Below are 406 nucleotides of genomic sequence, written 5' to 3' on the forward strand. Positions count from 1 at the left end.
GCTTTTAAATTTCATTATTTTCCGAGGTTTAAAGTCATTCGTACTGCTAAAGATAAGCCACGTTTCTTTTGCCGAAGAACGTCCATCCTTTATTTGGGAATTTACGCTCTATGCGGCAACGTGAGCGGCGATTCTTCCGGCCTTTCGGCTCTTTTTTATGCAAATAAAAATGGCCATCACACCGGGCATATTCCGAACGGGCAAGTGTACCCGTCCCCAGATATTCTGGTTTGCTTCTGGCCTGTAATTCCTGACGCCTGAACCAGCACTCACCTTTGCTGTCCAGCTGCATCTGGATATTTCCCCTGACACGACCGATAAAATCCCATCCGAGTGACCTTATATGCGTAACCGGCTCATTTAAACCGTCTGGTCTGTTTCCTCCGGCTCTACAAAAATAATGTCC

General features: G+C 46.3%; 1 pseudogene. It reads right to left on the bottom strand.

The features are described 5' to 3' along the window. Nucleotides 1-46: 46 nt before the first annotated feature. Nucleotides 47-406: pseudogene (locus tag A7090_RS26320) on the bottom strand (hypothetical protein); the annotation flags it as partial.

It is taken from the genome of Escherichia sp. MOD1-EC7003 (assembly GCF_002965065.1).
Lineage (GTDB): Bacteria > Pseudomonadota > Gammaproteobacteria > Enterobacterales > Enterobacteriaceae > Escherichia.